Here is a 2638-nt window from a genome sequence, read left to right as displayed (position 1 = left end):
TGACCTGCTCGTCCACCCCCACACCCGAACCCTGACCCCCCGCAATCAACAAAACCTGGAACGCCGCATCCAACAACGCCGGATGAACCCCAAACGCACCACCATCAACCCCCTCCGGCAAACACACCTCCGCAAACACCGCATCACCCAACCGCCACGCCGCCCGCACCCCCTGAAACAACGGCCCATACTCATAACCCCGACCAGCAAAACCCGCATAAAGCTCGTCCGGATCCAACGCCATCGGCTGGGCACCGGCCGGCGGCCACTGTTCGAGCACCGCTTGGTGCTGCTCGTCTTGCTGCGGCACGCCGAGCAGACCGCTGGCGTTCCGGGTCCATGCGGACTCGGCAGGCGATTCCCCAGTCTCAACGCGGGAGTGGACCGAAACGGGCCGGAAGCCCGATGCATCGGCTTCTTCAACGGCGACCTGGACCTGGACACCGCCCTGCTCGGGCAGAACCAGCGGCGCCTCCAGCGTCAGCTCCTCCAGCCGATTGCAACCAATGTGTTCACCGGCACGGACCGCCATCTCCACCAGCGCCGCCCCCGGTACCAGCACCGCCCCCATCACCTGGTGGTCGGCCAGCCACGGATGGGTCTGCAGCGACAGCCGACCCGTAAGCAGGATCGCCTCACTGCCCGCAGTGTCGACTGCGGCTCCGAGGAGGGGGTGCTCGACGGCCTCCAGGCCCAGGCCGGTGGCATCGGTTGCCGCGGGCGGAGCGTCGAGCCAGTAGCGCTCCCGCTGGAAGGCATACGTGGGCAGGTCCAGCATCGGTGCACGGCCGTCTGCCGCAGCGCTGTCGTCCGTGGCCACCGCGCCCAGAGCAGGCTTCCAGTCGACGGTGACCCCGTTGACATGCAACTGAGCCAGAGAAGTCAGAACCTGCCCAAGCGTGTCCTGATCACGACGCAACGTGCCGGTCACCACCGCCTGACCACCAGCGGCCTCCACCACCCCCTCCACACCCACCGTCAACACCGGATGCGCACTGACCTCAACGAAAACCCCATAACCCCCGGAGGCCAGAGCATCCACGGCCTCGGCAAAACGCACCGGCCGCCGCAGATTCCGGAACCAATACTCACTGTCCATCTCCCCGGGCGACACCCACTGACCGGTCACCGTCGACAGCAACGGCACCCGCTCGCCGCCACCCTGGGGAGCCAGGCCGTCCAAGACCTGAGCCAGCTCGCTACGAATCTGCTCGACCTGCGCGGTGTGGGAGGCATAATCCACCGGAATCCGGCGCGCCCGCACCCCCTCCTCCTCACACACAGCCCGCACACGCTCCACCGCCTCAGCAGGCCCAGCCACCACCACCGAACCAGGCCCATTGACCGCAGCCACCTCAACCCCACCCCAGACACCGGCCTCGATCCGGTCCACAGCCTCCTGCTCTGACACAGCCACCGACAACATCCCGCCCAGACCAGCCAGACGCTCACCAATCAACCGCGACCGCAGCGCCACCACCTTGCACGCATCCTCCAACGACAACAGACCCGCCACATACGCGGCCGCCACCTCACCCTGGGAATGCCCCACCACCGCCGCCGGCTCCACACCAAACGACCGCCACACCTTGGCCAGAGCCACCATCACCGCAAACGACACCGGCTGAACCACATCCACCCGATCCAACGACGGCGCCCCCACCTCCTGACACAACACCCCCCGCACAGACCAATCCACCCACCGCGACAACACCCGCTCACACTCAGCAATCCCCTCCGCAAACACCACCGACTCACCCAGCAACCGCGCACCCATCCCCACCCACTGCGCACCCTGACCAGGAAAAACAAACACCGGCCGACCCACCCCCGACCGCACACGACCCACCACACCACCACCAACAGCCTCACCCCGCGCCAAACCAGCAAGCCCAGCCGCCAACTCCCCCACATCCGAGCCAAGGACGACAGCGCGGTGCTCGAAGACCGCACGGGAATCCACCAGAGCACGCCCCACACCCACGGGATCCACGCCACCACCAGCCTGGGCAGAGCGGACGTGCTCCAGCAGCCGACCCGCCTGAGCCGCCAACGCACCCGCACTACGCCCCGACACCACCCACGGCACCACCGCAGGCATCACTACGGGCTCCACATCCCCACCAGCGGATTCCTCTGCCGGTGCTTCCTCGAGGATGACGTGGGCATTGGTCCCCGACACACCGAAGGAGGACACACCCGCCCGCCGGACCCGCTCCCCGCGCGGCCAAGCCACCGCCTCAGCCAGCAACTCCACAGTGCCCGCGTCCCAGTCCACGTGCGAGGACGGCTGGTCCACATGCAACGTGCGCGGCAGCATCTCCTGGTCCAGGGCCATGACCATCTTGATCACACCACCCACACCCGCAGCCGATTGGGTGTGACCGATGTTCGACTTCAACGACCCCAGCCACAACGGCCAACCGTCCTCCCGGCCCTGGCCATACGTAGCCAGCAGCGCTTGCACCTCGATGGGATCGCCGAGCTTCGTGCCGGTGCCGTGGCCCTCGACGGCATCCACGTCCGCTGCCGACAACCGCGCGTTGGCCAGCGCCTGCCGAATCACCCGCTCCTGCGACGGACCATTCGGCGCCGTCAACCCATTCGACGCCCCATCCTGATTCACCGCAGAACCACG

At 67.3% G+C, this 2638-nt stretch carries 1 protein-coding gene; it reads right to left on the bottom strand.

Going from position 1 to position 2638, the window contains the following annotated elements:
• Nucleotides 1-2626, bottom strand: a 2626-nt coding sequence (locus ACFXB5_RS53335) for a type I polyketide synthase (RefSeq protein WP_385223259.1), incomplete at its 3' end; no start/stop codon positions are given.
• Nucleotides 2627-2638 lie beyond the last annotated feature (12 nt).

Source organism: Streptomyces sp. NPDC059455 (assembly GCF_042750115.1).
Classification (GTDB): domain Bacteria; phylum Actinomycetota; class Actinomycetes; order Streptomycetales; family Streptomycetaceae; genus Streptomyces; species Streptomyces endocoffeicus.
Note: the sequence above shows the minus strand (reverse complement) of the source record. Positions and strands in the feature narration are given on the sequence as shown.